Genomic DNA, 22,362 nt, shown 5'->3' on the forward strand with positions numbered 1-22,362 from the left:
CGATGTTTGGTAAATTAAGTTGGGAAGCAGTCCCATTCCACGAGCCGATCGTGATGGTGACCATCGCCATGATCGCCCTCGGTGGTCTGGCGCTGTTCGCTGCAATCACCTACTTCAAGAAGTGGACGTACTTGTGGACCGAGTGGCTGACTTCGGTTGACCACAAGAAAATCGGCGTGATGTACATCATCGTCGCCATGGTCATGCTGCTGCGCGGTTTTGCCGACGCCATCATGATGCGTACCCAGTTGGCCATGGCCACCGAGGGTTCGCCTGGCTACCTGCCACCTGAACACTATGACCAGATCTTCACCGCTCACGGTGTGATCATGATCATCTTCATGGCGATGCCATTCTTCACCGGCCTGATGAACCTTGCAGTGCCGCTGCAGATCGGCGCGCGTGACGTTGCGTTCCCGTTCCTGAACTCCCTGAGCTTCTGGCTGCTGGTGTCCGGCGTTGTGCTGATCAACCTGTCCCTGGGCGTTGGCGAATTCGCCAAGACCGGTTGGGTTGCTTATCCACCGCTGTCGGGTCTGCAGTACAGCCCTGGCGTGGGCATGGACTACTACATCTGGGCGCTACAGTTATCCGGGTTAGGTACGACGTTAACCGGGGTTAACTTCCTCGCGACCGTACTGAAAATGCGTACCCCTGGCATGAAACTGATGGACATGCCGATCTTCACCTGGACCTGCACCTGGGCAAACGTTCTGATCGTGGCTTCGTTCCCGATCCTGACCGCTACCCTGGCACTGCTGACCCTTGACCGTTACATGGATTTCCACATTTTCACCAATGAACTTGGTGGCAATCCAATGATGTACGTCAACCTGTTCTGGGCGTGGGGCCACCCTGAGGTTTACATCCTGATCCTGCCGGCATTCGGCATCTTCTCGGAAGTGATCTCGGCGTTCACCGGCAAGAAACTGTTCGGCCACCACTCGATGATCTACGCCTCGGGCGCGATCTCGGTACTGGGCTTCATGGTTTGGCTGCACCACTTCTTCACCATGGGTTCGGGTGCAAGCGTCAACGCCTTCTTCGGTCTGGCGACGATGCTGATTTCCATCCCGACGGGTGTGAAGCTATTTAACTGGCTGTTCACCATCTACCAGGGCCGTCTGCGTTTCACCAGCCAGGTTCTGTGGACTTTGGGTTTCATGGTGACCTTCGCTATCGGCGGCATGACCGGCGTACTGCTGGCCATCCCGGGTGCTGACTTCGTTCTGCACAACAGCCTGTTCGTGATCGCGCACTTCCATAACGTGATCATCGGCGGTGCGGTATTCGGTTACATCGCAGGTTTCGCGTTCTACTTCCCGAAAGCGTTCGGCTTCAAGCTGCACGAAGGCTGGGGTAAAGCAGCGTTCTGGTTCTGGATCTCCGGCTTCTTCGTCGCGTTCATGCCGCTCTATGCACTGGGCTTCATGGGCATGACCCGTCGTCTGAACGCCACCACCAACCCTGAGTGGGTACCGTACCTGTACGTTGCCATGTTCGGTGCGGTGATGATCGCTGTCGGTATCGCCTGCCAACTGATTCAGCTGTACGTCAGTGTGCGTGACCGCAACAAGCCAGAGAACATTTGCGATCACGGTGACCCGTGGAATGCACACACTCTGGAATGGTCGACCTCGTCGCCTCCGCCGTTCTACAACTTCGCTGTGCTGCCAAAAGCTGACTGCATCGACCCGTTCACTGAAGCCAAGGAAGACGGTACTGCGTACCAGCGTCCGGCCAAGTACGAGCCGATTCACATGCCGAACAACACCGCCACTGGCGTGGTGATGGGCGCACTGTTGACCGTCTTCGGTTTTGCCATGATCTGGCACATCTGGTGGCTGGCCATCGCGAGCCTGGTAGGCACTGTTGTCTACTTCGTGATCCACGCTGCACGTGACGACCAGGGCTATATGGTTCCGGTTGAAACGATCGAACGTATCGAAGCCGAGCAGCACAAGCGTCTGGTCGCGGCAGGGAAAATCCCGGCCAATGCCACCCGTGTTGAAACCTCGTTGGAACAGGCTTAAACCATGTCGAATTTAGTGACCAATGCTGGACACGCCCATGGTGAACATGGGCACGATGACCATCACCACGATTCGGGCGAGATGACCGTATACGGTTTCTGGCTCTACCTGATGACCGACTGCATTTTGTTTGCGTCGATCTTCGCGGTATACGCGGTACTGGTAAACAACGTCGCCGGTGGCCCGTCGGGCCACGACATCTTCGAACTGCCATACGTGCTGGGCGAAACCGCTCTGCTGTTGTTCAGTTCGATCACCTACGGCTTCGCCATGCTGGCGTTGTACAAAGGTAAGAAGCAGCAGGTTCTGGGTTGGTTGTTCATGACCTTCCTGCTGGGCGCAGGCTTCATCGCCATGGAGATCAACGAGTTCCACCTGCTGATCTCCGAGGGCTTCGGTCCTAGCCGTTCGGGCTTCCTGTCCGCGTTCTTCACCCTGGTCGGTACCCACGGTCTGCACGTATCCGCGGGTCTGATCTGGATGGGCATCATGATGTACCAGGTCAACAAGCACGGCCTGACGGCGACCAACAAGACCCGTCTGAGCTGCCTGAGCCTGTTCTGGCACTTCCTGGACGTGGTGTGGATCTGCGTATTCACCGTTGTTTACCTGATGGGGACCCTGTAATGGCTAACGCACACTCCCATGACAGCCACGACGACGCCGGCCACGGCAGCGTCAAGTCCTACGCGATCGGCTTCATCCTGTCGGTGATCCTGACTGCGATCCCGTTTGCTCTGGTGATGTACCCGTCGTTGCCGAAGTCGATCACGCTGATGATCGTTCTGGCCTTCGCCGTGATCCAGGTGGTTGTCCACCTGGTGTACTTCCTGCACCTGGACCGCTCGGCTGCGCAACGTAACAATGTGATCGCCTTCGTGTTCGCCGCGATTGTGATCGTGCTGCTGGTTGGTCTGTCGTTGTGGATCATGTTCAGCATCCACACGTACATGATGGCGAAGTGAGGTAGACCCGATGTCGCTTAAGCACTTTATCCAAATCACCAAACCGGGGATCATTTTCGGTAACGTGCTTTCTGTGGCAGGCGGGTTCTTCCTGGCCTCGAAAGGGCATGTCGATCTGGCGGTGTTTCTGGCAGCCATGATCGGCACCTCCCTGGTTGTCGCCTCCGGTTGCGTGTTCAACAATTGCATCGACCGCGACATCGACCTGAAGATGGAACGCACCAAAAACCGCGTGCTGGTGCAGGGCTTGATCTCCCTGAAACTGGCACTGGTTTACGCGACCATCCTTGGTGTTCTCGGCGTTGCCTTGTTGTACAAGGTGGCCAACCCGTTGGCTGCCCTGTTCGCCGTAATCGGCTTCGTTATCTACGTCGGCTTCTACAGCCTGTACCTCAAGCGCAAGTCGGTTCACGGCACGCTGGTGGGCAGTCTGTCGGGCGCCATGCCGCCAGTGATCGGTTACGTTGCCGTAACCAACAGCTTCGACATGGCCGCGCTGACGCTGCTGGTGATGTTCAGCCTGTGGCAGATGCCGCATTCCTACGCCATCGCAATCTTCCGCTTCAACGATTACCTGGCCGCATCGATTCCGGTGCTGCCAGTGAAGCGCGGCATTCAAGTGGCCAAGAAGCACATCCTGCTCTACATCCTGGCGTTCCTCGTGGCGACCTTGATGCTGACCTTCAGCGGCTACGCCGGCATGAGCTACCTCGCTGTCGCCGCGGCCATGGGCATGTACTGGTTGTACATGGCCTGGACCGGCTACAAAGCGGTGGATGACACGGTCTGGGCACGCAAGCTGTTCGTGTTCTCGATCTTCACCATCACCGCGCTGAGCGTCATGATGTCCCTGGACTTCAAGGTGCCGGCGGAGCTGCTGCTGACGTATGCGCCGTAAGGTTTAAAGGTTGTATGAAAAACCCCGCACGTTGAGAGATGTGCGGGGTTTTTTTGTTTAACGGAAACGTGATTTGTTGATAGTCTGTCTATAGGCAATCTGCCTATAGTTTGGTCATGCGAACTGTCTTCTTTGAAACCACAATTTTTACTGCGAACGTTGATCATTAACTGACGGACGATGAGTATCGAGAGCTGCAGGACTTTCTGCAGGGTAATCCGCTCGCTGGCTATGTGATGCCGCGATAGAGAGTTAAAAGCACGAGGCACCCCATGAAAAAACGCGACCTGTTTGCAGAGTTGATGCAGGGCGTTGATGAGATGGCAGCTCAACGCGAAGGCAAAATTACGTTGCGTAATACAATCGTCGAGGACAAACCTGTCCCCGAGGTCGGCGCCCAGGAAATTGTCGCGCTACGGGAAAGGTTACATATGTCCCAAGCGGTTTTTGCCAAGCGAATCAGAACAAGCCCCAGCACCTTGAGAAACTGGGAGCAGGAAAAGTCGAAGCCCAATGCTCAAGCAGCCCTGTTGATTCGTTTGGTTGAGAAATTTCCAGACATGGTTGAGCGGTTGAGCGCTGTCTAGCGCGCTAAGCTCAGGTTTTAGCTAATAGCTCATTTTGTTTTCGGAGCATCAGTTATGGATTGTTGCAGACATACAGTCATGAGTTTTGAACGCTTCAAGAAAACCCCGCACATTGAGAAATGTGCGGGGTTTTTTGTTGGCTTATGGAGACTGGATGTGTGAGACCGGCCAAGGTAAGTCGATTCACTGCGGCAAGGTTAGCAATTAGAAGCTTGATAGTTATGAGAGATACATCTGAATAACTGTCATTTTTTACAGGTGTGCGCTTTTTTCTATGAGTCTAAGTTCATAGCTCACCTACAGGCGGAGTAATCATCATGGCTTTTTCGAAGTGTTCTTTTGCAAATGTCTCAGTTGGTACGAAAATCCAACTTGTTGAAAAAAGCTACGCTAAAAGTTCGGGAACATTCAAGGCCGCCACTGATTCCAGTGTGACGATTTTCTGGACTGCATATGGTAAGGATTTGACGCTCGAACATTCCAAGCTCTGGGAGGTGTTCTTGGGGGTCGATAAGTTGAAAGAAGATGGGACGGTTGTAAAAGGATTTGAGATTTTTCCTGACTATTCGTCAGCGGGTAATCCGGACTTTATAGCCGGTACCGACAAAAAATTTCATCGTTAGCTACTCATGTTTAAAAGTGCCTTTGAAAAGCTTCGTTTCTCGAGAGAGTGCGGAGCTTTTTTGCCCTGGAGGTACATACTGCGGCCTGCTGGTTAAATTTTCAGATTCGGCTCCAGCCATCGACAACCCTTCGTTATTCACTGAAGCTCAACTGTTGTAACCTGCGTTTTTTCATGCACTGATCACAAGGCTGGGCGACATGACTGAGAGGATGACCTGCGACGAACGCTTTATTGCCCTGGCACAAGAGCTGAATTACGACATCTATGGCGAGAACACGGCTGGCGGTAATTACGCGCCGCTGATTCGTCATCATGATGAGTTGTACATCAGCGGGATGGTGCCGCGCACTCACGGCAAGATTCAGTATCCCGGTCGCGTTGGGCTGGAGCTGACGCTCAAGGATGCGCAGGCGGCGGCGAGCATCAGTGCGATGCGGTGTCTGGCGCTGATTGTTGATGCGGTGGGATCGCTGGACAAGATCAAGGCGTTGTTGCGGGTCACGGTGTATGTGAAGTCGACGCCGGATTTCGTCGATTTGAGTGAAGTGGCCAATGGTGCTTCGGATGTGTTCAGCCATGTACTGGGTGATGCCGGGCGGCATACGCGGACGACGGTGGGGGTGTATCAGTTGCCGAAGAATGCGGCGATTGAAGTGGACATGATTGTGGCGTTGCATCCTGCGGTTTGAGTCTGATCTCGCGAATTGCCCTCACCCTAGCCCTCCCGAAACGTCGGACCGCCCGTAGGGAGAGGGGACTGACCGAGGTGTCTTGAGCTATTCATCGACCTGCAAGACCGTGGCGATTGTGGATTCGGCACAGCACGTTCATTTCGGCGTACTTCTACAATATCCCCCAATCGGCTCCCTCTCCCTCGGGAGAGGGCTGGGGTGAGGGGCCTCGGTGTAGGCCATCCCACTAAACCCAAGCCGAAAACCAAAAAGCCCCGCACTGAATCCCAGTGCGGGGCTTTTTCGTCAGCGCTGAAAATTACTGCGCAGCGATGCTGTACCCATCAAACGCTGTCTGCTTCTGCAGTGCAGTGATGATGTTCTTGCGGTTCACGGCCTGCTCGGCGCCGTCGTTATCAACGAAGACTTCGCTTTCCAGTTCCGCCTCTTCGCCTTCACCGACGAAGGTGAAACCGAGGAACTCCAGCGCTTCACGATCAACATTCAGACGCGAACGCGGTGTGCGCAGTGGCAGGGTCACGCTGATGCCGTCTTTGCTGATGGTGAAGATTTCGACTTCTTTCTTCTTCGCAGCCTTGCTCTTGCCGCCGCTCGGGTTGCTGATCGCCTGATGGGTCTGATTCAGCACTTTGAGGGCCAGGCCGTAAACGATTTCCTGGAACGCCGGATCGTCCTTGAAGCTGGACAGGATGCGGCCAATCGAAAACTTGCTGCTCAGGTCTTCAAGGGCGGCGAGGTCGGCGGCTTCGGCGTCTTTCAGAGCCTTGAGTTCGCCCATCAGCTCGTAAGCCTTGTCGTCGTCGAAGCTGTCGTGAGCGTGACGGATCGCGGCGCGCAGTTCGCGGATCTGGTCGCTTTCGCGGGTCGACTGGAACGCGTCCAGCACCATCTCGCTGATGATTTTGGCTTGTGGCAGGTGTTGTGAAAGATTGATGGAGTTTTCGTATTCCGCTTTGGACGATTCGGTGACTACGGATTCAGCGGTGTTGAAATCGGACATTGAAATTTCACTACTTTTTAACTTGAGTGGAGATGAGCAAGCCCGAGGGCTTTTTCAGGTCGACTAATTTAGGGGAGCGGGGCGGCGTTGTCACGGAGCAACGGGCCGGCGGTCTCAACTATTTGGCCGGGGTGTGCAGATTCATTGAACGTACCATCCATTGCTCGGCAGTTTGCTGATCCGTTGGCAGCGAAAAGCGAAACGTCGCGCCGCGCCCATTAACGTCCAGCAACTGAATGTCACGTCCATGCAATTGCAAGATGCGGTGCACGATGCGCAGACCCAAGCCGCCATCCCGTCGCGCGCCACCGATATTGAACGGGCGCAGGAACAGCCCTTCGCGCAATTCAGGCGCAATGCCTGGGCCGGTGTCGCTGACCGTAACATCGACCAAAGCGCCATGGGGTTTCAGATCGAGTTCGATTTCGCCGCCCTGTGGCGTGTGCCGCAACGCGTTATCCACCAGATTGGTCAGCACCCGTTCGATCAGCCCAAGGTCGGCGCAGACCGTTGGCAGGTTTGGCACGAACTGCGCCTTGAGCTCGACCTGTCGTGCCTCGGCCGTCAGTTCGAATTTCTGAAAGATATCCTGCACCAGATCGGTCAGAGAGAAGCGTTCGAGCACCGGTTGCACAAACCCGTGTTCCAGCCGCACCAGTTCCAGCAGCGATTGCGCCAGCCCGCCGACCTTGCGGCTCTGATCCAGCGCGATGCCCAGATAACGCCGGCGTTCTTCCGGTGACAGCGTGGCGTCCTTCAGTGACAGGGTTTCCAGATAACCGTGCAGCGAGGCCAGTGGCGTGCGCAGGTCGTGGGAAATATTCGCCACCAGTTCGCGGCGTTCCTGATCCTGACGGGTCAATGAGCGCCACTGCTCGCCGAGGCGGTTTTGCATCTGCCGGAACGCCGCGTCGAGAACGGCAATTTCATCCGGGTCGGCGGATTTATCCACAGGCGCAGTGACCGGTTGCGGTGCTCCATCGATATCAAAACGGCTGACCGTATCAGTGAGTCGCCGCAACGGTCGGGTAATCAGATTGAATGCGGTGAGACCGGCGATCAAACACAGCAGCGCGACCAGTCCGATCGACAACAGAGCAGTGTTGAGCGCGGCGCTGGTCGCCCCGCGCTCTGCGAAACGATCATGTTCTTCGCTGAGCAACACCACGTACAGATAACCGGCGGGTTTGCCGTTGACCTTCAGCGGTGCGGCGCTGAAGACTTTGCGTCCGTCCACGCTGCGCGGATCGTCGCCGAGGATCGGCAAGGGCTGGTCGTTGAGCAATTGGCGAATCGGCGCCAGATCGACCTGCTGCCGGAGTATCCGGCCTTCAGGCGCGGCGCTGCCGACAACCTTCCCCTCACCGTCGAGCAAATACACTTCGACACTCGGATTAACCAGCATCAATTGGCTGAACAGTTGGCGCACGGCACCGGGCATCAAGCCGTTGCTGTCCATCAGCACGGTGTCGTGGGCGATGTGTTGCGCCAGATCCCTCGACAACCCTTGCACCACTTCCAGTTCATGCATTTTGCTGGAGCGCACCTGCAGCCATGCCGACGTGCCGCAGCACACCAGCAGCAACACGGCGAAAACGATGGACAGGCGCTGCGTCAGGGTCAGTTTCATGGCTGCTCGGCACCGAATTTATAACCGCGACCCCACACGGTGAGGATGCGCGTCGGCTGTGCCGGATCTTTCTCGATCTTTGCCCGCAGACGATTGATATGGGTATTGACCGTGTGTTCGTAACCCTCGTGGCTGTAACCCCAAACGGCGTTAAGCAAATCCATGCGCGAGAAGACTTTGCCCGGTTGGCGGGCGAAGAAATACAGCAGGTCGAACTCCCGTGGCGTGAGATCCAGGCGCTGACCGTCGAGGCTGACGTCGCGGGTGATCGGGTCGATGCTCAGCCCATCGAGAATGAGGCTGCCGGCATCCATCTTCAGATTGCGCGCCATCGCGTCGACCCGGCGCAACAGCGCTTTGACCCGCGCCACCAGTTCCAGCATCGAAAACGGTTTGGCCAGATAGTCATCGGCGCCCAACTCCAGACCCAGAATCCGGTGCAATTCGCTGGAGCGGGCGCTGGTGATGATGATCGGTGTGTAGCGCGCCATGGCCCGGGCGCGGCGGCAGATTTCCAGACCGTCGACCCCCGGCAACATCAGGTCGAGGATCAGCGCGTCCCAGTGGCCTTGTTGCAGCAGGCGCATACCTTCGTCGCCGTCGGCGCTGTGGGTCACCTCGAATTGTTCATCCCGCAAATGCAGGCAAATCAGGTCGGCAATGTGCTGGTCGTCCTCGACCACGAGAACGCGTTTGGTCTGTTCCATGAAGCTCAATCCTTCGGCGCGATTGACGCATTGTGCGGTTTTTTCCCGTGGCGAGTTATCACGAATTCGTTAACTCCCTGTGAGGATTTGGCGATCAATCCAAGCCTAGGCTGTGTTCCATGAAGAGCACTTGGAATTTTCGGAGGCGGCCATGTTTTCACGGCGACAGATTCTGTTAGCGGGCGGCGGGCTAGGGGTTGCAGCCCTGGTCGCGGGTGTATTGCCAAAATTGTCGACCAGCGCTGCAGTGGTCAGCGCAGCGCAGGCAGATGAAATGTTTGAAGTGATGCACAGCGACAGTGAATGGCACTCGATCCTCTCCGACGAGCAATACCAGATCCTGCGCGAAGAAGGCACCGAACGCGCCTACACCAGCCCGCTGAACAACGAGCATCGGGTCGGCACTTTTGCCTGCGCCGGTTGTGATCTGGCGCTGTTTTCCTCCGCGACCAAATTCGACAGCCGCACCGGTTGGCCGAGCTTCTGGGCGCCATTGGAGCGTGCGGTGGCGGTGCGCCAGGATCGATCGTTCGGCATGTCGCGCGAAGAGGTTCACTGCCGGCGTTGCGGCGGTCACTTGGGGCATGTTTTCGATGACGGCCCGAAACCCACCGGTCTGCGTTATTGCATGAATGGCCTGGCCATGACCTTCAAAGCCGTGGCGGCGTAAGCCATGAAGCGCGGGCGATCTTCACCTCACACAGGACAAATCTATGTGGCTCTTGGTTCTCGCTTATCTCGGTGGTGTGCTGACGATCGTCAGCCCCTGCATCCTGCCGGTTCTGCCTTTTGTCTTCGCTCGCACCGGGCAGCCGTTTATCAAGAGTGGCTTGCCGCTGCTGGCGGGGATGGCGCTGACCTTCGCGCTCGTCGCCTCGTTGGCGGCGGTGGGCGGCGGTTGGGTGGTGCAAGTCAATCAGTACGGGCGCTGGCTCGCGTTGCTGTTCGTTGCGCTGTTCGGGCTGACCTTGCTCCTGCCGCGTGTGGCCGAGCGCCTGACCCGGCCCCTGGTATCGGCCGGCAGTCGTTTGTCGCAAGCCGCCGGGCAGGGCAATCGCCCGCGTCCCGGCGCTTCGTTTCTGATCGGGGTCGCCACGGGGCTGCTCTGGGCGCCTTGCGCGGGGCCAATCCTCGGCTTGATTCTGACCGGTGCCGCGCTGCAAGGGGCAAGCATCGCCACCACGCTGTTGTTGCTCGCTTACGCGGCGGGTGCCGCGACCTCATTGGCCGCAGCGCTGTTGCTGGGCGGTAAGGTTTTCGCCTTCATGAAGCGTTCGATTGGTACCGGCGAGTGGATACGTCGAGGCCTCGGCGCGTTGATGTTGGCCGGGGTGGCAGCGATCGCTTTGGGTCTTGATACCGGCATTCTCGCGCGGATATCGACCGCGTCTACCGGAGGGCTCGAGCAAGCATTGGTTGGCAAGCTTTCAGCAAAAAAACCTGATGCGAACGGCACGATGATGGCGCAAATTCCGCCGGCGGATGAGTTGGCGAACGGCAGCATGATGGCCGCCGGCGGCGCGATGAAAATGGCCGCGAAAGCACCGGGCACGTTGCCGGTTGAAGGCCAGTTGCCGCCGCTCGATGGCGCCGTGCAATGGCTCAACTCGCCGCCGCTGGATGCGCAAGCGTTGAAGGGCAAAGTTGTGCTGGTGGATTTCTGGACGTACACCTGCATCAACTGTTTGCGCACCCTGCCTTACGTCAAAGCCTGGGCGGAAAAGTATCGCGATCAGGGGCTGGTGGTGATCGGTGTACACGCGCCGGAATTCGCTTTCGAACGCGATGTAGGCAATGTCACCAAAGCCATGAAGGAATTGGGCATCAACTATCCGGTGGCCATCGATAACGACTACAAGATCTGGCGCGCTTTCAACAACGAATACTGGCCGGCGCATTACTTTGCCGACGCCCAGGGACGCATTCGTTACCACCACTTTGGTGAAGGGGACTACGCCGAATCGGAACGCGTCATTCAACAACTGTTGCGTGAAGCCGGTTCGAAAACCGTCACCGATGGCTTGATCAATGCTGACGCCAAGGGCGTGCAACTGGCCCCGGACATGAACGAAGTGCAATCGCCGGAAACCTACTTGGGCTACCAGCGCGCAGAACATTTCGTGCCCGAAACTAGCCTGCTGCCCAACAAAGTTTCCGTCTATGTCCCGCCGGCCAATCTGGCCCTGAATGACTGGAGCCTCGGCGGCCAATGGAACGTCGGCGCCGAACGCGCCACCGCCGGTGCCACGGCCAGCCGCATCGTTTACCGCTTCCATGCCCGCGACCTGCATCTGGTGCTCGGGCCGGGCGCGGATGGCAAACCGGTGCGCTTCAAAGTGTCGATTGATGGTCAGGCCCCGGGCGATGCGCATGGCGTCGATGTTTCCCCCGACGGCGCTGGCCAAGTCACCGAACAGCGTTTGTATCAGTTGGTGCGGCAGTCCGGCGGCGTGAAGGATCGAACCTTCAGCATCGAATTTCTCGACCCCGGTGTTTCCGCCTACGCGTTTACCTTCGGTTGATCAGGAGTGACAGACATGAAAACCCAATTCACATGGCGTCGTATGTTGCTGGCCGTTGCGGTCGTCGGCGTGATCGGCCAGGTCTCAGCGTTCTCCTTTGGCGGCGAAGACGCTGTGGCCATCCCGCCACCCACACTTGATGAAGTCACCCAGGCCCACAGCGAAACTGCCGTGTTTGCGGGCGGGTGTTTCTGGGGCGTTCAGGGGGTTTTTCAACACGTCAAAGGCGTGCAGAAAGCCGTTTCGGGATACGCCGGTGGCGCGGCCAACACCGCTGAATATGAGCGGGTCAGCGGCGGCGATACCGGCCACGCGGAATCGGTGCAAGTCACCTTCGATCCGACGCAGGTCAGCTACGGCGACCTGTTGCAGATCTACTTCTCGGTGGCCCACAACCCGACCGAACTCAACCGTCAGGGCCCGGACAGCGGCACGCAATACCGCTCGGCGCTGTTCCCGATCAATGCCGATCAGCAGAAGGTCGCACAGGCCTACATCACGCAACTCGATGCGGCCCATGCCTTCAGCAAACCGATCGTCACCAAACTGGAAAGCTACAACGGCTTTTACCCGGCAGAGGACTATCACCAGGACTTCCTGACCGAACATCCGAGCTATCCGTACATCGCGATCAACGACATGCCGAAAGTGGCGAATTTGAAGCAAATGTTTGCGGAGCGTTATCAGGAAAAACCGGTGTTGGTGAAGGGCGGGTCGTGACTAGCGGGAATGGATGCGTCTGCGTCACGGATGACGCAGGGGCGTTTGGCAGATTACAAATCCCACCCATACCATTTGTGGCTTCTTTTCAGGTATTCAGTACCGGGAGCAAGGTTGAGCGGGTTAGGCATGTTCAGCGATCTTCCGTGAAGACGAGTTGAAAGGTTGTGGTCGCTCTCGGTGTAAGGACCATCTTCTTCTGCCATGTCGGTATAAATCACCTTCAAATCCAGGCCAAAGGTGATAATCCCTCGATCAAATAGCTTGTGATGATTTGAGTTCAACAAAACGCCGTTCCGAACATCAAGCCTTTCTTCTTCAGTGCATTGGTTCCAAGGCATGATGTGACAAGCTTCTAACACTTGTGTAAACGTCGTGTCAGTCAATGCGCATTGATATCCATAGGCTTTGAGCAATGTCGTTCTGAAGAGGCGCTGAATTTTCCCTCTGACCTTGACCATCGAGTAGATCTCACCTGCACTAGAGGGCTTTCGTAAAAGCTCATCAGCCAATTGGTCTCCTGTAACACCTAATGTTGCGTATCCAAACGGATTTTCTTGTGTCGACCATTGAAAGCGCTGAACTTCTGCTCGCTGTTGTGCGATCAACCGAGGATCGTGAGCAACACATCCTTGTCCAGGTGTTTTGGTAGTGCTATTGACCACAACCATGGTTAGTGGCGGTAAGTCGTTCTCCAGGCAGTAATCTTGAATCTCTAATAGAACGTACCGACATGCTCGATGGTGGATACCGAGTTCCGCACCCAATTGTCCGTAAGTGAGATTCGTACCCTGCACGGCGTGCTGAATCAAAATTGGCCAAGCACGCGCAGCTCGCTCTTCTTGATTGATCTTCATGTGCCACTCCCTGTGTTTTTACATTCGAGACAGGATGATGGCATATTGAAACTCATCACGGTATCGATCACCTGCTCGATGCCATCGGTGGTTCAGGGAGAGCTGAAATGGATTTTGTGGCTATTGACGTTGAGACAGCTAACGCCGACATGGCTTCGATTTGCCAAATAGGTATCGCGTGCTTTCAAGGCGGAGTACTTACCGAAGAATGGCAAACGCTTGTCAATCCTGAGGATTACTTCAGTGATATCAACATTGGGATTCATGGAATCGATGAGTCCGATGTGATGAATTCGCCAACATTCGTAGAGATCTTTGAACAACTGAGGAATTATCTCAGCGGCAGGATCTGTGTGTGTCATACGCATTTTGACCGTATTTCACTCGATAGGGCTTTCAGTAAGCACGCCTTACCGCGGATCGATATCAACTGGGTGGATTCGGCGCGAGTAGCCCGAAGAAGCTGGACGCAGTTTTCAAACAAGGGTTACGGGTTGGCAAACGTCGCAGCGCATATTGGTTATAGTTTTAAACACCACGATGCACTCGAGGATGCCAAAGCTGCCGGATATATTCTGCTGGCTGCTGTGAAAGCTACCGGGATAGAAGTCTCTGAGTGGGGGCAACGAATTCGCCTGCCGTTATTTATTGGGCCTGAGACCGTACAGAATCCAGACGGGTTATTGTTGGGTGAGGTGATCTGCTTTACAGGAAGCATGAGCCTTGTCAGGAAAGAAGCTGAAGCAATGGCTTTGAGTTGTGGGTGTGCAGTTGCTAGCGGTGTAACGCAGAAGACAACGCTCTTGGTTGTCGGTGATCAGGATGTGATCCGGTTAGCCGGGAAAGACAAAAGCGCCAAGCATCTAAAGGCGGAGCAGCTTATCTTGAGTGGTCAGAGCATCCGGATACTGAGAGAAAGTGATTTTACCGCTTTGATAGAGCGCGCGAGTCAGTAACGAATGCGTGGTCGCTCCATCGCAATCACTGACGTTTCAAACCCCAGACTGGCAAAGAACGCTTCAGCCCCGTCACGCCCGGCGCGCAGTACCCAGGTGATGTCGGGGTTGTCGCCCATCACATGTTCAACCAGCGCTCGACCCACACCTTCTCGCCGATGGTGGTCATCAACGACCACCATCGACAGGTAGCCGTTGGATAAACCGTCGGTGATGCCCCGGGCGAAACCAATAATTTGCGCATATTTCAGTGCGACTGCCGTTCGCTGTGAGTTACAGATCAGTTGGGCAAAATATTCAGGTGAGCCGACGCGATGTCCCCAGCCATGCTGTTGCAGAAACAGCCGCACTGATTCGATTTCGCCGGGATGCAAATCGCGCACGTTCAATGTGTTTTCCATTTCAGATTACGTCCTTGTTCGTCGTTGTTTCGAGAGTAGTTGAAGCACGCGCGGAGTCAGGATTTCCCCCACATGCGCATGGCAAATTCAACGAACCGGCGCAGCTTCGGCAGTCGATAGCGATCCTGCGCATACAGCAAATGCATCGGCCTGCTCGGTGCATGGTAATCAGGGATGACCTTGACCAGTTTGCCTTCACGCAGATCCTGCTCGACCAGCGCATCCGGCAGCATGACGATGCCCATGCCGTTGCGCGCTGCCTGATGCAAACCGGCGGAGCTGTTGATCAGCATCGGCCCGCTGACGTCGACCATGATTTCCCCGTCCGGGCCGCTGAGGCGCCAGCGTTTTTCCACCGATTGCCAGTCATCGCCGGCCGGATAGGCGAACGACAGGCAGTCGTGCTGCTGCAACTCTTCAGGCGTTTTCGGCATGCCGCGTCGCGCCACGTATTGCGGGGATGCGCACACGGTCAGGGTGTAATCGATCAAGGGCCGGGCGATCAGGTTCGACTCTTCGAAATTGCCCAGTCGAAATGCCACGTCGAGACCGCTTTCCAGCAAGTCCGGGCGGCCATTGGTCAGCACCACATCGAGTTTTACTTGTGGGTACAGCAGCGAATACTCGCTGAGCGCTGGCGCCAGACGTTCGACACCAAAAGTCAGCGGCGCGGTGATGCGCAACATGCCACGCGGTTGATCGAGGGCTTGTTCGGCCAGGGCTTCAGAATCGGCGACCAGTCCCAGTACTTCCAGGCAGCGCTGGTAATAAACGCTGCCAAACTCGGTCAGCCGCTGGCGGCGAGTGGTGCGTTGCAGCAGTTGCACGCCCAGCCGTTGCTCCAGCGCGCGCAGGTGATTGCCGACCATCGTCGTCGACATGTCGCACTGCAATGCGGCCGCCGTCATGCTCCCGGCTTCGACGACTTTGACGTAGACGCTCATCGACTGGAATAAATCCATTATCAAGTCCTGCTTTTAAATGATCGAAGTTTTTCCGAGTTTATCCAGTTCAAGTGGCTAACCATACTCCCATCACACCGACCTGCACTGGAGTTTAAAGTCATGACTGCCGCCCTGATGAACACTTACCAACCGCTGGCCCTGAGTTTTATTAAAGGCTTGGGTACCCGACTGTGGGATCAGGCGGGGCGCGAGTATCTGGACGCGGTTGCCGGGGTGGCCGTGACCAATGTCGGTCACTCGCATCCACGGATCGTTGCGGCGATCAGCGAGCAGGCGGGATTGCTGCTGCACACCTCCAATCTCTACAGCATCGACTGGCAGCAACAACTGGCAAAGCGGCTGACTGAGTTGTCGGGAATGCAGCGCGCGTTCTTCAACAACTCCGGCGCCGAAGCCAATGAAACCGCGCTGAAACTGGCGCGCCTTTATGGCTGGCGCAAAGGCATCGAACAGCCGTTGGTGGTGGTGATGGCCAACGCCTTTCATGGCCGCACGCTTGGCACGTTGTCAGCCAGTGATGGCCCGGCGGTACGGTTGGGTTTCAATGAGCTGCCGGGGGATTTCGTCAAAGTGCCGTTCGGCGATCTCGACGCGTTGGAGCACGTGCGGCAGAAGCACGGCGAGCGCATCGTTGCGATTCTGGTCGAACCGATTCAGGGCGAGAGCGGCGTACAACTGGCACCGCCCGGTTACCTGAAAGCTTTACGTGAGGTGTGCAATCGTCAGGCGTGGTTGCTGATGCTCGATGAAATCCAGACCGGCATCGGTCGCACCGGGCGCTGGTTTGCGTTCCAGCACGAAGGCATCGTTCCGGACGTGATGACACTGGCGAAAGGACTGGGCAATGGCGTGCCGATCGGCGCGTGTCTGGCACGGGGCAGGGCGGCGGATCTGTTCACGCCGGGCAGCCATGGCAGCACGTTCGGCGGTAATCCGCTGGCCTGCCGCGTGGGTTGCACGGTGCTGGATATCATCGAAGAACAGGACTTGCTGGAGAACGCGCGGTTGCAGGGTGAACGTCTGCTGACGCGGCTGCGTGCTGAACTGGCGGACAATCCCAATGTGCTGGCGATTCGTGGCTTGGGATTGATGATCGGTATCGAGTTGAAGCAACCGGTGCGTGATCTGACGCTGATCGCGGCGCGGGATCATGGATTGCTGATCAACGTCACGCGTGGCAAGACGATACGACTGCTGCCACCGCTGACGATTGATGAGCGGGAGGTGGAGATGATTGTCAGGGGGATTGGACGGGTATTGGCCGCCGACTGATTACTGTGGGAGCGAGCCTGCTCGCGAAAGCGTCATCTCAGTCGACATGTATGTTGAATGGTCGGACGCCTTCGCGAGCAGGCTCGCTCCCACATTTGAAATCAGTAGGGCCTCAGTCCGGATAATCCGTCATATCCGGCGCCAGCATCCGCGTCTTCACCTTTCCGTTCGAGTTGTGCTGAAAAATCTCTCGCGGTTGCCCCTGTTCGTTGAAAAACACCTGGCCGATTCCCGCCGAATTCCACAAGCGTTCCCCAGCCTCTGCATGTTCAGGCGTGTACGGAACAATGCGCATCAGCCGGCGTTTGGTGAACCAGTTCAGCGGTGAGCGCGGCGAGTAGAGCCAGCGATTGAGGCGGTCGAACCATTCCAGCAAGGTCGGCGGAAACTCGTTTTTGATCCCGCTGCTGGTGATCTGCCAGATCCGTGGGCCGGCCTTGCGGTGTCGGATAAGGACTTCGTAGACGAAGGAATAATGCACATCGCCGGACAGCACCACGTAGTTACCGGGTGTACGCGAGTGTCGGAAAATGTTGAGGATCACCTGTGCCGCGCCGCGATGGGCCATCCAGTTTTCAGCGTCGACCAGCAGCGGAAAACCGCACCAACTGAAGACTTTTTGCACGGTTTCGATCAGTTTGACGCCGAAGATCGGTGCCGGTGAAACGATGATCGCCGACGGGTGATCGAGCAGTTCCTGTTGCAGTTCGCTCAAGGCCTCCCAGTCGAGAAGTCCCGACGGTTGCTTGAGCGCCATCTCGCTGCGCCAGCGTCGGGTGCGAGTGTCGATGACCACCAGCGCGGGACTGCTCGGCAGCACGAAATGCCAGTGCTGAAAGCGCAGCAGATCATCGATCAGCGCGTCCTGCATCGGGCTGTCGAGGTATTGATCGTCGCCGCTGGCGCTCAAACCTTGAGTTTTCTTCAGCAGATCGTTGAAGGCGTCCGGGTTATTGCCCCAGCCTTGGCACAACATATAAGCGATCAAAGCGTTGCCGATGATGCGTTTGGAGAACGGATGGCCGTAGGCCGTTTCCTCCCATTGCGCGGACAGATTCCAGTCATCGGTGATGTCGTGATCGTCGAAAATCATCAGGCTCGGCAGATGCGCGAGCGCCCGGGCGACGTTGCCCAGACCTGCTGTGAAGGCATCGATCCGCGTTTGTTCGAGGGCATAGCGCTTGAGGCGTTCGGGCGTGAGTGCTGGCGCTTGCGGATCAACCAGTGCCCACGCGGTTGGTGACCACACCAGCAAGTACATCGCCATGACTTCGGCGAACGTCACCAGGTGATTGTCAGCGCTACTGCTGGTGAAAATCGGCTTACGTGCGCCGCCGAAAAATCGCTCACGCAAAGTCTCGTTGCTCTCCAGCGCCGGTAACAAATCCGCGCGGTGGTAGTAGCTCGCCGGGTGTTCGTAGAGCTTGGCACTGTCGCTGACCACGGCGCCTTCGAGGTGCTCGTCGAACAGGCCGAGACGTGTAATCAATGCATGAATCGCGCGCAGCATTGGCCCGGCGACGTCGTCGGCGTAGACCTGATCGCCGCTCATCATCAACAGCGCCGGGCGTTGTTGCGGGTCGGTTTCGCTGGCCAGCAGTTTGTCGACGCAGAGCAAACCATCCGCCGCCGGGTGATGCGGTTTGCGGCAGGAGCCATGCAGCAACTGATCGATCCGCGAACGCACAACAAGGTTCGGGCTCGTCGCAGTGCCATACAACAGATGCGGCGCCCAATCGGCGATGCCGTGGGTGTCGTCAATCAGCAGGTCGTAGTCAATGCGGGTGTCGCAGGGCAGGGCGTTTTCCAGCGTGACATCGATGAGATGGACAAACGCCTGACGGCCTACGGGAATGACGGTGCATTTCGCCGCATCGAGAGGAATCTCTCCTACACCTTGCAGGCGCAAGGTCAGAGACAGTTGGCGCGTGCCGACCAGCCACAACACCAGCCGAGTCGGTTCCAGCCGTCGCAGCAGCGGGCCGGCCAAAACAGGTGGCAGCGGGGTCAGGTCATCAAGGGTTGCGGACATCCGGGGACAAAGCTCAAGGCGCACAGGTCGGCGATGATAGCGCAGCCGGCGCCTTGAACCCTTAAGTGAGGCTTAAGAGTCGGTTTTCTGTAGCTTCAGCGCCAACAGCTGCCACTCGCCGGACGACGCCTGTTCTTGCACCGAGCAGTCGAAACGGTAGGTGACATCGTCGCCGTTCATGTTGCGCGCGGTGACGCTGTTGCTGAAGGTGTACACCTGATTCTTGAAGCGCTGGGTGGTGATCGCTTTGCTGTCGGCAAAACGCGCCGAGGCCGGGAAGCGCAAGGTGCTGGTCACCAGCGGACTGCACATGACATAGGCGAGCATCGACTTGTCGCTGTCAGCGTCATGCCCGAGTGTTTTGCTCAGCGCGGTCAGGGCTTTGCGTCCCTGCTCGTCACTTTGATCCAGTACGGTTTTTTCCGAGATCGACGTCGGCGCGCGGCTGGCGTAGTTCGGCAGCAGCGCAGAATCCGGCGGCGATGGCGTGTTGTCCGGTTCAATGGCGGCGAAGTTCGGCGCGTTTTCGAGCGGAGCAGGTGCCGCCGCTGATTCGGATTCAGGCAGCAAAGAGGTCGGTTGGACGTTCTGCGCGACGGTGTTTTCGACCGGCGCCTGTTCAGCGCTGTGCCTGGATGGCAGCAGCGACAGCGTGATCGACAGCACCACCAAGCCGACAATGAAGCCGCCCGCAGCGCCGACGATATTGCCGTAGAACAGATTCCAGCTGCCGCGGTTCTTTACCACCCAGCGCCACATGAAACCCCAGGCGGCGATGAACGCCAGAAAACGCAGAAACTCCATTCGATCCTTTCCTTAACCTGCAAAAAGCTTGGATCAGCGCGTGTTGAGACAGCGCGCTGTAGATGGACGGCAAGATATCAAAATCGACGTCTGGCGCCACGAACACATTCACCGACTGCTCAAACGAACGCTACGTCAGGGCGAAAAACGCCAGTGTAGTGATGCCCGCCGCAGTGCCGCAGAGGGCAGCCAAAAGCTGACGTGCGATTGGGGGTTCAACTTGCGAGCGGCGGGCGACCCACATCCATACGCCGATGAGCGCACCGGCAGTCGCCATCATTTCCATCAGGGTGCCGATGACGCCGGGCACCGGTGGCCGCGCTGAACCGAACAGTCCTGCACACAGTTGCGCACTGGTCAGGCCAACGATCAGCCCACTGATAGCGCCCAACACATTGGCAAGCAACAGATTCCAAGTCCCACGGACTTTGACCACCCACACCCACATCGCTGGCCAAACCACAAAGAACACCAACACATCCATCGAATTTCTCTCCTGAAATCAGTGCGGGTCGAAGCGCTCGATGCCCCAACCGACAGTGGACGGCAAGATAGCAAAATAGTAGCGTCGCGCCACGCTGGTCATCCTGGTAAAGGCTTTCCGGAAGATATTTTTTGCACTAGAAGCGCGTCACTGATACGAAGCACGACCAGGATGTTTTCTCGAACAGAAGGATGGACAGATGATCGACTTCAACAACAAAGGCTTCTTCAAGCTCAAGCAAAACGATGAGTACGCGCAACGCGTGACCGAACTATTGCTTGATGGGGAAGAGGTCATCGATTCGTACAAGTCGATGCGCGATGGCGTGGTGTTTACCAACAAACGCATCATCGCCGTCAATGTTCAAGGCATCACCGGCAGCAAGAAAGACTTCACGTCGCTGCCGTATAAAAACATCGTCGCGTATTCCGTGGAAACGTCGGGAACGTTCGATCTGGACTCGGAGCTGGAGATTTACTTTTCGTCGCTGGGGAAAGTGAAATTCGAATTCACCGGGAAGACCTCGATGGTGGAGATTTCGAAGTACATCTCCAAGTACCTGTTCTAAAGAATGTCTTTGAGATAACCCTTCAGCGCGAGGAGCGGCGGATCAAGCTGCTCCAGCGACTGCGCCTGCCTGAGATCGGCTGACAACTTGTGCAGCTCGCGCCCCAACGGTTTCTCGACGCCGCCCAATGCATCCAGCGCCAGGGCGAGGCACTCATTCATCTTCAATTGAATAGTCTCGACATCGCCACGTTTCACCAACAACTCGAAAATATCTCGCTGGTAGTCACCCATGACCATGTCATCGCGCAGGATCGGGCTCAGGCCTTCTTCCTCGTACGCGAGTTTCAGGGAGAACAGGGCGACTGTTTCCAGTGACGTTTCCATGGTGATGATCCTTGGGGTTTTCGTCGGTCGAGAAGCTGAAGGTCAAAAGATCGCAGCCTGCGGCAGCTCCTGCAGGGGCAGGGGCTTTATTGCAGGCGAAAAAAAAGGCCTTGCTAAGCAAGACCTTTCTTAATTTTGGTGCCCCGAGGGAGACTATCGGGTTCCATATATTACGTGGCTTGCAGCTCGATTATGCAGTCAGGGATACACGCTGGGATACACGGTGCCCACTACTGGGCTCTTTCAGTGAAGTAGCATCCGTACGGTGATTATGTCCTATCCAGCCGCGATGCTGGTAGTGTGCAGTCCGATGGACGGTCGGTCTGTCCGCAGGCACTAATTCACGTGAGCAAAAAATCCGCTTCGCAACATAGCATAACCTTCGATCCTGCCGCTTCTGTAACGCCTGACTTGTAATCAGTAGATTCCGGGTTCGACTCCTAGTGCCGGCACCATACGAATCAACAACTTAGGCTTACCGAAAGGTGGGCTTTTTTTGTTTTCTATGTTTAGTTCCTGATTTGGTCACAGCTTCTCAGTTTATTGAAGCTGACGGGAGTCATGGATTCGAAAGGCCATAGGCGGTCGCACGCGAGTTATGCAGCGACTCCAACAGCAGCTGAACACAGGAAAAACGATTGGGTGGGGCGCAGGAACTGATTGGTATAGCCCTTCAGACAGGGCTATAGGCCTTTGCTTCCGGTATTTAAAGCTCAGGTTTGAGGCCACTTTTCTTAGCAAAGAAAACCAGCAGTACTTCTATGATTTTCGCCTCAATGGCGTTGAAGATCACTTTTTGCCCCTTGCTGGCCCGCTTCAACTTGCGGCGAAGACGAAGGATAAGGCCGGTTAGAACAACACCAGCCAAGCCAGCCAAGCCGACTCCAACCGGGTACATAATCGGGGTTGCAGAAATGATGCCTGCAGACATCAACCAACCAGTGATGCCAGTAGCGCCTACGGTTGTACCGAAATAGCCAGCGCTACCGATGATCGCTGTCGCTATGCCAGAAGCAGACAAGGTGCCAACGCCAAAAAGAGCTCCTGATCCGAGCAGCAATGACGAGGTAGCAGCGGAGCTCAGATAGGTACCAGCAACATATCCGCCCGCGCTGGAGACGATCAGGCCACCAGCGGCATGGGGCACAAGGGAGCCGCCTGCTGCCAGAGCGGAGATGATCGGAATTAATGGTAAAGCCATACTTCGAAGCCTCTACTCTTTACCCAATTGTCACTGAATGAGAGCAAAAGGATGGCTCTTGCAATCTAATACAGAGCTTCCCCCGCGCAGTTGGTGACGACTGCCCACCCTTCGTGT

24 protein-coding genes are annotated in these 22,362 nt (G+C 56.7%); 13 read left to right on the forward strand and 11 right to left on the reverse strand.

Annotated features, from left to right (window positions below; all coding sequences use genetic code 11):
• Window positions 1–2 precede the first annotated feature (2 nt).
• The 7 genes from cyoB to ACZZ0D_RS01910 all read left to right on the forward strand — a co-directional run bounded on the left by cyoB (window position 3) and on the right by ACZZ0D_RS01910 (window position 5,797).
• Complete coding sequence (gene cyoB, locus ACZZ0D_RS01880) at window positions 3–2,033, forward strand: cytochrome o ubiquinol oxidase subunit I (protein ID WP_053123588.1); 2,031 nt, start codon at window positions 3–5, stop codon at window positions 2,031–2,033.
• Between the two features lie 3 nt (window positions 2,034–2,036).
• Window positions 2,037–2,660 carry a cytochrome o ubiquinol oxidase subunit III gene (cyoC, locus tag ACZZ0D_RS01885; RefSeq protein ID WP_042560958.1) on the forward strand — a complete coding sequence of 208 codons (624 nt, stop codon included), beginning with the start codon at window positions 2,037–2,039 and terminating at the stop codon, window positions 2,658–2,660.
• Window positions 2,660–2,998, forward strand: coding sequence for a cytochrome o ubiquinol oxidase subunit IV (cyoD, locus tag ACZZ0D_RS01890; protein ID WP_053123586.1), 339 nt, complete (start codon window positions 2,660–2,662; stop codon window positions 2,996–2,998). The genes cyoC and cyoD overlap by 1 nt, the downstream gene beginning before the upstream one ends.
• A gap of 10 nt (window positions 2,999–3,008) precedes the next feature.
• Window positions 3,009–3,896, forward strand: coding sequence for a heme o synthase (gene cyoE / locus ACZZ0D_RS01895; RefSeq protein ID WP_053123579.1), 888 nt, complete (start codon window positions 3,009–3,011; stop codon window positions 3,894–3,896).
• Window positions 3,897–4,168: 272 nt separating this feature from the next.
• Window positions 4,169–4,483, forward strand: a complete 315-nt coding sequence (locus ACZZ0D_RS01900; RefSeq protein WP_129395407.1) for a helix-turn-helix domain-containing protein — start codon at window positions 4,169–4,171, stop codon at window positions 4,481–4,483.
• 317 nt (window positions 4,484–4,800) lie between these two features.
• Window positions 4,801–5,106 carry a hypothetical protein gene (locus ACZZ0D_RS01905; protein ID WP_463552318.1) on the forward strand — a complete coding sequence of 102 codons (306 nt, stop codon included), beginning with the start codon at window positions 4,801–4,803 and terminating at the stop codon, window positions 5,104–5,106.
• A 199-nt stretch (window positions 5,107–5,305) separates the two neighbouring features.
• Window positions 5,306–5,797 carry a RidA family protein gene (locus ACZZ0D_RS01910; RefSeq protein WP_212545555.1) on the forward strand — a complete coding sequence of 164 codons (492 nt, stop codon included), beginning with the start codon at window positions 5,306–5,308 and terminating at the stop codon, window positions 5,795–5,797.
• 301 nt (window positions 5,798–6,098) lie between these two features.
• Here the strand turns inward: ACZZ0D_RS01910 and ACZZ0D_RS01915 are convergent, their stop codons facing one another.
• From ACZZ0D_RS01915 to ACZZ0D_RS01925, 3 genes are all read right to left on the reverse strand, one after another.
• Window positions 6,099–6,800 carry a hypothetical protein gene (locus tag ACZZ0D_RS01915; RefSeq protein WP_053123575.1) on the reverse strand — a complete coding sequence of 234 codons (702 nt, stop codon included), beginning with the start codon at window positions 6,798–6,800 and terminating at the stop codon, window positions 6,099–6,101.
• Between the two features lie 118 nt (window positions 6,801–6,918).
• Window positions 6,919–8,430 carry a sensor histidine kinase gene (locus ACZZ0D_RS01920; RefSeq protein ID WP_212545556.1) on the reverse strand — a complete coding sequence of 504 codons (1,512 nt, stop codon included), beginning with the start codon at window positions 8,428–8,430 and terminating at the stop codon, window positions 6,919–6,921.
• Window positions 8,427–9,137 carry a response regulator transcription factor gene (locus ACZZ0D_RS01925; RefSeq protein WP_463552319.1) on the reverse strand — a complete coding sequence of 237 codons (711 nt, stop codon included), beginning with the start codon at window positions 9,135–9,137 and terminating at the stop codon, window positions 8,427–8,429. The genes ACZZ0D_RS01920 and ACZZ0D_RS01925 overlap by 4 nt, the downstream gene beginning before the upstream one ends.
• Before the next feature lie 151 nt (window positions 9,138–9,288).
• Between ACZZ0D_RS01925 and msrB the strand changes: the two genes are divergently transcribed.
• From msrB to msrA, 3 genes are read left to right on the forward strand one after another with little or no spacing between them, the layout of a single operon-like run.
• The gene (gene msrB, locus ACZZ0D_RS01930) at window positions 9,289–9,807 is read left to right on the forward strand and encodes a peptide-methionine (R)-S-oxide reductase MsrB (protein WP_463552320.1); all 519 of its coding nucleotides are present in this window, start codon (window positions 9,289–9,291) and stop codon (window positions 9,805–9,807) included.
• Between the two features lie 43 nt (window positions 9,808–9,850).
• On the forward strand, window positions 9,851–11,659 hold the full coding sequence (locus ACZZ0D_RS01935) for a cytochrome c biogenesis protein DipZ (protein ID WP_463552321.1): 1,809 nt from the start codon (window positions 9,851–9,853) through the stop codon (window positions 11,657–11,659).
• Window positions 11,660–11,674: 15 nt separating this feature from the next.
• Window positions 11,675–12,379, forward strand: coding sequence for a peptide-methionine (S)-S-oxide reductase MsrA (gene msrA, locus ACZZ0D_RS01940; RefSeq protein ID WP_053123567.1), 705 nt, complete (start codon window positions 11,675–11,677; stop codon window positions 12,377–12,379).
• A gap of 53 nt (window positions 12,380–12,432) precedes the next feature.
• Here msrA and ACZZ0D_RS01945 read toward each other — a convergent pair whose 3' ends face one another.
• Window positions 12,433–13,236, reverse strand: coding sequence for an HNH endonuclease (locus ACZZ0D_RS01945; protein WP_463552322.1), 804 nt, complete (start codon window positions 13,234–13,236; stop codon window positions 12,433–12,435).
• A 107-nt stretch (window positions 13,237–13,343) separates the two neighbouring features.
• On the opposite strand from ACZZ0D_RS01945, the gene ACZZ0D_RS01950 reads away from it, so the two are divergent.
• A complete protein-coding gene (locus ACZZ0D_RS01950; protein ID WP_463552323.1) occupies window positions 13,344–14,192 on the forward strand; it encodes an exonuclease domain-containing protein in 849 nt (282 codons plus the stop codon).
• Here the strand turns inward: ACZZ0D_RS01950 and ACZZ0D_RS01955 are convergent.
• A complete protein-coding gene (locus ACZZ0D_RS01955) occupies window positions 14,186–14,593 on the reverse strand; it encodes a GNAT family N-acetyltransferase (protein WP_463552324.1) in 408 nt (135 codons plus the stop codon). The two genes, ACZZ0D_RS01950 and ACZZ0D_RS01955, sit on opposite strands and share 7 nt — an antisense overlap.
• A gap of 56 nt (window positions 14,594–14,649) precedes the next feature.
• The gene (locus ACZZ0D_RS01960; protein ID WP_212545562.1) at window positions 14,650–15,555 is read right to left on the reverse strand and encodes a LysR family transcriptional regulator; all 906 of its coding nucleotides are present in this window, start codon (window positions 15,553–15,555) and stop codon (window positions 14,650–14,652) included.
• Between the two features lie 102 nt (window positions 15,556–15,657).
• Between ACZZ0D_RS01960 and ACZZ0D_RS01965 the strand changes: the two genes are divergently transcribed.
• The gene (locus ACZZ0D_RS01965) at window positions 15,658–16,830 is read left to right on the forward strand and encodes an acetylornithine/succinylornithine family transaminase (protein WP_463552325.1); all 1,173 of its coding nucleotides are present in this window, start codon (window positions 15,658–15,660) and stop codon (window positions 16,828–16,830) included.
• 112 nt (window positions 16,831–16,942) lie between these two features.
• On the opposite strand, the gene ACZZ0D_RS01970 is transcribed toward ACZZ0D_RS01965, so the two are convergent.
• The 3 genes from ACZZ0D_RS01970 to ACZZ0D_RS01980 form a co-directional block, all read right to left on the reverse strand.
• Window positions 16,943–18,862, reverse strand: coding sequence for an alkaline phosphatase D family protein (locus ACZZ0D_RS01970; RefSeq protein WP_463552326.1), 1,920 nt, complete (start codon window positions 18,860–18,862; stop codon window positions 16,943–16,945).
• A 72-nt stretch (window positions 18,863–18,934) separates the two neighbouring features.
• The gene (locus tag ACZZ0D_RS01975; RefSeq protein WP_463552327.1) at window positions 18,935–19,666 is read right to left on the reverse strand and encodes a hypothetical protein; all 732 of its coding nucleotides are present in this window, start codon (window positions 19,664–19,666) and stop codon (window positions 18,935–18,937) included.
• A 130-nt stretch (window positions 19,667–19,796) separates the two neighbouring features.
• Window positions 19,797–20,150, reverse strand: a complete 354-nt coding sequence (locus ACZZ0D_RS01980; RefSeq protein ID WP_053123553.1) for a hypothetical protein — start codon at window positions 20,148–20,150, stop codon at window positions 19,797–19,799.
• Window positions 20,151–20,349: 199 nt separating this feature from the next.
• Here ACZZ0D_RS01980 and ACZZ0D_RS01985 point away from each other — a divergent pair, with 199 nt between their 5' ends.
• Window positions 20,350–20,718: a PH domain-containing protein gene (locus ACZZ0D_RS01985; protein WP_053123551.1), complete on the forward strand. Its 369-nt coding sequence runs from the start codon at window positions 20,350–20,352 to the stop codon at window positions 20,716–20,718.
• Here the strand turns inward: ACZZ0D_RS01985 and ACZZ0D_RS01990 are convergent.
• On the reverse strand, window positions 20,715–21,044 hold the full coding sequence (locus ACZZ0D_RS01990; protein ID WP_463552328.1) for a hypothetical protein: 330 nt from the start codon (window positions 21,042–21,044) through the stop codon (window positions 20,715–20,717). The genes ACZZ0D_RS01985 and ACZZ0D_RS01990 overlap by 4 nt on opposite strands.
• A 706-nt stretch (window positions 21,045–21,750) precedes the next feature.
• Window positions 21,751–22,245 (reverse strand): hypothetical protein, encoded by a 495-nt coding sequence (locus ACZZ0D_RS01995; protein WP_463552329.1) that lies wholly within the window; start codon window positions 22,243–22,245, stop codon window positions 21,751–21,753.
• Between the last annotated feature and the right edge of the window lie 117 nt (window positions 22,246–22,362).

The organism is Pseudomonas sp. AC193 (genome assembly GCF_979258075.1).

Coding starts and splice junctions, on each gene's coding strand:
- ACZZ0D_RS01985 (WP_053123551.1), top strand. CDS start 20,350: ATGATCGACTTCAACAACAAAGGCTTCTTCAAGCTCAAGCAAAACGAT.
- ACZZ0D_RS01995 (WP_463552329.1), bottom strand. CDS start 22,245: ATGGCTTTACCATTAATTCCGATCATCTCCGCTCTGGCAGCAGGCGGC.
- cyoC (WP_042560958.1), top strand. CDS start 2,037: ATGTCGAATTTAGTGACCAATGCTGGACACGCCCATGGTGAACATGGG.
- cyoE (WP_053123579.1), top strand. CDS start 3,009: ATGTCGCTTAAGCACTTTATCCAAATCACCAAACCGGGGATCATTTTC.
- ACZZ0D_RS01945 (WP_463552322.1), bottom strand. CDS start 13,236: ATGAAGATCAATCAAGAAGAGCGAGCTGCGCGTGCTTGGCCAATTTTG.
- ACZZ0D_RS01915 (WP_053123575.1), bottom strand. CDS start 6,800: ATGTCCGATTTCAACACCGCTGAATCCGTAGTCACCGAATCGTCCAAA.
- msrB (WP_463552320.1), top strand. CDS start 9,289: ATGTTTTCACGGCGACAGATTCTGTTAGCGGGCGGCGGGCTAGGGGTT.
- ACZZ0D_RS01980 (WP_053123553.1), bottom strand. CDS start 20,150: ATGGATGTGTTGGTGTTCTTTGTGGTTTGGCCAGCGATGTGGGTGTGG.
- ACZZ0D_RS01925 (WP_463552319.1), bottom strand. CDS start 9,137: ATGGAACAGACCAAACGCGTTCTCGTGGTCGAGGACGACCAGCACATT.
- ACZZ0D_RS01955 (WP_463552324.1), bottom strand. CDS start 14,593: ATGGAAAACACATTGAACGTGCGCGATTTGCATCCCGGCGAAATCGAA.
- ACZZ0D_RS01970 (WP_463552326.1), bottom strand. CDS start 18,862: ATGTCCGCAACCCTTGATGACCTGACCCCGCTGCCACCTGTTTTGGCC.
- ACZZ0D_RS01965 (WP_463552325.1), top strand. CDS start 15,658: ATGACTGCCGCCCTGATGAACACTTACCAACCGCTGGCCCTGAGTTTT.
- ACZZ0D_RS01975 (WP_463552327.1), bottom strand. CDS start 19,666: ATGGAGTTTCTGCGTTTTCTGGCGTTCATCGCCGCCTGGGGTTTCATG.
- ACZZ0D_RS01900 (WP_129395407.1), top strand. CDS start 4,169: ATGAAAAAACGCGACCTGTTTGCAGAGTTGATGCAGGGCGTTGATGAG.
- cyoB (WP_053123588.1), top strand. CDS start 3: ATGTTTGGTAAATTAAGTTGGGAAGCAGTCCCATTCCACGAGCCGATC.
- cyoD (WP_053123586.1), top strand. CDS start 2,660: ATGGCTAACGCACACTCCCATGACAGCCACGACGACGCCGGCCACGGC.
- ACZZ0D_RS01905 (WP_463552318.1), top strand. CDS start 4,801: ATGGCTTTTTCGAAGTGTTCTTTTGCAAATGTCTCAGTTGGTACGAAA.
- ACZZ0D_RS01960 (WP_212545562.1), bottom strand. CDS start 15,555: ATGGATTTATTCCAGTCGATGAGCGTCTACGTCAAAGTCGTCGAAGCC.
- ACZZ0D_RS01935 (WP_463552321.1), top strand. CDS start 9,851: ATGTGGCTCTTGGTTCTCGCTTATCTCGGTGGTGTGCTGACGATCGTC.
- ACZZ0D_RS01950 (WP_463552323.1), top strand. CDS start 13,344: ATGGATTTTGTGGCTATTGACGTTGAGACAGCTAACGCCGACATGGCT.
- ACZZ0D_RS01990 (WP_463552328.1), bottom strand. CDS start 21,044: ATGGAAACGTCACTGGAAACAGTCGCCCTGTTCTCCCTGAAACTCGCG.
- msrA (WP_053123567.1), top strand. CDS start 11,675: ATGAAAACCCAATTCACATGGCGTCGTATGTTGCTGGCCGTTGCGGTC.
- ACZZ0D_RS01910 (WP_212545555.1), top strand. CDS start 5,306: ATGACTGAGAGGATGACCTGCGACGAACGCTTTATTGCCCTGGCACAA.
- ACZZ0D_RS01920 (WP_212545556.1), bottom strand. CDS start 8,430: ATGAAACTGACCCTGACGCAGCGCCTGTCCATCGTTTTCGCCGTGTTG.